The organism is Brevibacterium picturae (assembly GCF_030453725.1).
In the GTDB taxonomy this organism is placed as follows: domain Bacteria; phylum Actinomycetota; class Actinomycetes; order Actinomycetales; family Brevibacteriaceae; genus Brevibacterium; species Brevibacterium sandarakinum_A.
The window spans coordinates 1-3,928 of record NZ_JAKDJU010000232.1 but is presented as its reverse complement, the minus strand read 5'-3'; the positions used below and the strand labels follow the sequence as shown (position 1 = coordinate 3,928).

At 64.5% G+C, this 3,928-nt stretch carries 3 protein-coding genes and 1 pseudogene; all 4 read left to right on the top strand.

Going from position 1 to position 3,928, the window contains the following annotated elements:
* Nucleotides 1–795, top strand: a pseudogene (locus tag L0G76_RS14715) (SLC13 family permease); the annotation flags it as partial.
* Nucleotides 783–2,237: an acyclic terpene utilization AtuA family protein gene (locus tag L0G76_RS14710; RefSeq protein WP_304357903.1), complete on the top strand. Its 1,455-nt coding sequence runs from the start codon at nucleotides 783–785 to the stop codon at nucleotides 2,235–2,237. The pseudogene L0G76_RS14715 and the gene L0G76_RS14710, both read left to right, overlap by 13 nt.
* The gene (locus tag L0G76_RS14705) at nucleotides 2,234–2,533 is read left to right on the top strand and encodes an AtuA-related protein (RefSeq protein ID WP_304357902.1); all 300 of its coding nucleotides are present in this window, start codon (nucleotides 2,234–2,236) and stop codon (nucleotides 2,531–2,533) included. The genes L0G76_RS14710 and L0G76_RS14705 overlap by 4 nt, the downstream gene beginning before the upstream one ends.
* Nucleotides 2,534–2,572: 39 nt before the next feature.
* Complete coding sequence (locus tag L0G76_RS14700; RefSeq protein WP_304357901.1) at nucleotides 2,573–3,811, top strand: glycosyltransferase; 1,239 nt, start codon at nucleotides 2,573–2,575, stop codon at nucleotides 3,809–3,811.
* The last annotated feature ends 117 nt before the right edge of the window (nucleotides 3,812–3,928 follow it).

Sequence of the window (3,928 nt, the reverse complement as noted above, 5' to 3'; positions counted from 1 at the left end):
GACGACGGGAGTCCACGGACCGCCTCGGCGATGGTGGACTCCAAACACCAGGGCACCGCCGTCACCGGCGCCAGCGACGTCGGGACCGTCGGTGACGACGACGCCACCGGTGACGGCTCTGCCGCCGGTGACGACGCCGACGGCAGAGTCGTCGAGAAGGATTTCCGCAATGTACCACTGTGGGTCAACGGGCTGATCCTGCTCGCAACGCTAGCCGTGCTGATGTGGGGCATCGTCTCCCCGGCCATCGCCTTCCTCGTCGCGACGATCATCGCACTCATCATCAACTTCCGCGGCCTGGAGAATCAGTCGCGACAGTTCGACATCAGTGCGAAGTCGGCCATGCTCATGGCCAGCACGCTCCTGGCCGCCGGCGTCCTCCTCGGTGTCCTCGACGAGAGCGGGATGATCGAGTCGATGGCCGATTCCGCGGTCCGGGTCCTGCCGGCGGGGATCATGCCGATCCTACCCATCGTCGTCGCGATCCTCGGCGTGCCCATGAGCCTCTTCTTCGGCCCCGACGCCTACTACTTCGGCGTCCTCCCCGTCCTGTCCGCCGTCGGTGCGAACTACGGCATCGATCCTGTGGTGCTCGCTCAGGCCTCGATCATCGGACAAGAGACCCTCGGATTTCCAATCAGCCCTCTGACCGGGTCGTTCTATCTGCTCGTCGGGTTGGCAAATGTGCCGATCGGAAAGCACATCCTCGGTCTGTTCGGCTGGGCCTGGTTGGTCAGTATCATCGTGCTCGGCGCAGCAATCGTGATCGGAGTGATTCCCCTGTGGGTAGCCTGAACCTGTCGAGCCTGTCCGGGCTCTCATCCCCACCCAAACCCGCGGACCATGTGCGGCTGGGTGCCGGTGCCGGATTCGCCGGTGATCGTTTCGATCCCGCGATCGCCCTGGCCGAGCACGGTCAGCTCGATTTCCTCGTCTTCGAGCTCCTGGGAGAGAGGACCGTGGCCGCGGCTCAACGGCGCGAGAGAGACACCGCGGATACGGGCTTCGACCCGACCCTCATCGACCGGATCGTCTCCGTCGCCGCCCACTGTGCCGCCAACGGCACCCGCATCGTGACCAATGGCGGTGCCGCCAATCCCAAGGCCGCCGCACATGCCGTCGCCGAGGCGATCCGTCCCCTTGACGTCGACATGCCCGTAGCGTACGTCACCGGTGATGACGTCCTCGGCATCGTCGAGAGTCAGGATCCGCTCACCTGGGAAACAGGACAGTCGGCATCCGCCGCCGACGGTGAGCTGATTTCGGCCAATGCGTATCTGGGCGCTCAGCCCATCCGACGCGCGCTGGACTCCGGTGCACACATAGTCATCACCGGTCGAGTCGCGGACCCCTCGCTCTACGTCGGCGCTATGGCGCACCACTTCGACTGGGATCACAGCGATGCCGATCTCATCGGCCGTGCCACGGTCACCGGCCACCTGCTCGAATGCGCCGGACAGGTGACGGGCGGATACTTCGCCGACCCGGTGACGAAACCCGTCGCAGGCCTGGCCGAGCTCGGGTTCCCCTTCGCCGATGTCGACGCCGATGCGCAGGCAGTCGTGAGCAAACTCAACGGCTCCGGAGGCGAAGTCTCCGTTCGCACCTGCACCGAGCAGCTCCTCTATGAGGTCGCCACACCCAGCGCCTACATCACGCCCGATGTCACCGCTGACTTCTCCCGCGTGAGTTTCGAACAGATGGAAGCCGACCGTGTGCGTGTGACCGGCGGGACCGGTGCAGCAAGACCCTCTGATCTCAAGGTCACGCTCGGATATGATTCGGGATGGCAGGGCGAAGGACAGATCACCTACAGCGGTCTGCGCTCGAAGGAGCGTGCCGAGCTGGCGGCATCGATCGTCCTCGAACGCCTTGAAGTCCTCTACGGCCTCGAACCAGACTCGGTGTTCGTCGAATACATCGGAATGGCCGCGGCCTTCCGCGGTCTCGTCAAGGTCGACAATCCCGCCGAGGTGCGTCTGCGGATCGTCGCCAGCGCAGCGACCCGCCAGGATGCTGCGATCATCGGCGATGAGGTCGAGGCGCTGTACACGAATGGGCCGGCCGGTGGCGGCGGTGCTCGGAAGTCAGTACACAGCGTCGTCTCGGTCAAGTCGTGCAGCGTCGACCGGTCGATCATCGAGGAGTCGGTGGGCGTCGAGTTCGCCAGCGTCCACCACCCGGACGACAGCTCAGCCGAGTACCCATCGGCGCGGCGGAGGGGAGCATCCGAATGACCACCATCGACGAACTCGCATCGGTGCGCACCGGAGACAAGGGCGATACCCTCATCCTCGGTGTCATCGCCCACGACCAGGCCGCTTACGACCTCCTCGACCAGGAACTCAGCATTGATCGCATCGCGGACCACTTCGGGCTCGACCTGCAGGCTGTCCGCCGCAGTGACCTGCCGACTCTGAAATCCTTCAGCTTCGTACTCTCCGGGCTGCTCGGCGGCGGGGTCACGGGTTCGCCCAATCTGGATGGTCACGGCAAGACCATGAGCTACCACCTGCTCACGCTCGAAATCTGAGGCGTTTACCTGCGCCGTTCGACGACCTACGCTGTGAGTATGAGGGCGCTGATACTGACGTTCGGCACCAAAGGTGACGTCGAACCGTACATCGCCTTGGCATCGGCGCTGAAGTCCGCTGGACATGAAGTCACCGTCGCCACCGCAGCAGGCTTCGAAGACGACGTGCGCTCACTGGGTCTTGATTTCGTCCCCAGCAATTCGCTCATGCTCGAAGTCATGCAGGACGCACTGCCGACGATGGCCAGTGCTGCAGACCTGCAGAGGGCGGCGAAGGCGATGACCGCGAGCATCCGGGTGAGTTTCGACGATCAGCTCCGAGCCGTGCGCGGGACCAACCCCGACATCATCGTCTACCATCCGAAATGCCTCGGCGCACCGCACCTGGCCGAGCGCCTCGGAGTTCCGGCGGTGCTGTCACTTCCTCTTCCGTTCTACACACCGACCTCGTCCTATCCGATTCCGTTCGTTCCACGGGACCTGGGGCCGCGGCTGAACCGGTGGAGCTATGCCCTGAATCGTGCCGAGTCGCTCATGTACGGCGGCATGGTCAACGACTTTCGGCACAAGCTCGGTCTCCCGGCACTGTCACGGTGGGCGAATCCTCTGGTCAAACCCGACGGCAGACCCGTGGACGTCCTCTACCCGTATTCGCGGCATGTCGTTCCCGTACCACCCGACTATCCGTCGACGGCTCATGTCACCGGGTATTGGTTCACCGGACGCGGGACCACATGGGAGCCGCCACAGGAGCTCAGAGACTTCCTGGCCGCCGGAGAAGCTCCCGTGTACATCGGGTTCGGATCCATGGGCTTCGGCAAGGGATCTGACCAACGTGGGGCGGCAATCACCTCGGCGCTCAAATCGACCGGCGCCCGGGCAATCATCGCCACAGGTTGGGGAAGCATCGCCGCCGAGAGCACCGACGATGTTCTCGTCATCGACGGAGCGCCTCATGACTGGCTGTTTCCCCGCGTGTCCGCAGTCGTCCACCACGGCGGGGCAGGCACAACAGGAATCGGACTGGCATCCGGCCGCCCCAGTCTGATCTGCCCGTTCCTCGGCGATCAGTTCTTCTGGGCCAACCGAGTCCACGAACTCGGTGCCGGACCGAGATCGCTGCCCCGGGCCCAGATCACGGCGCGGGCACTGGCCGAACGGATCACGGATCTTGTGGAAACGGAGTCCTACCGCAGCAATTCTGCGCGCCTGGCGCGGGCGATCTCAGCCGAGAATGGGGCTGATCGGGCAGTCGAGATTCTCGAACGGCTGGCGTGAGCTTCCCGCCTGCTCACGGGCAAGACATGAGCCGGTGCATCGGGCGAGATACCTCACACTCTTCGCCAAGGCCCCAAAGCGAGGCGGCCTTTTCCGACGAAAGCGCATACACTCGTC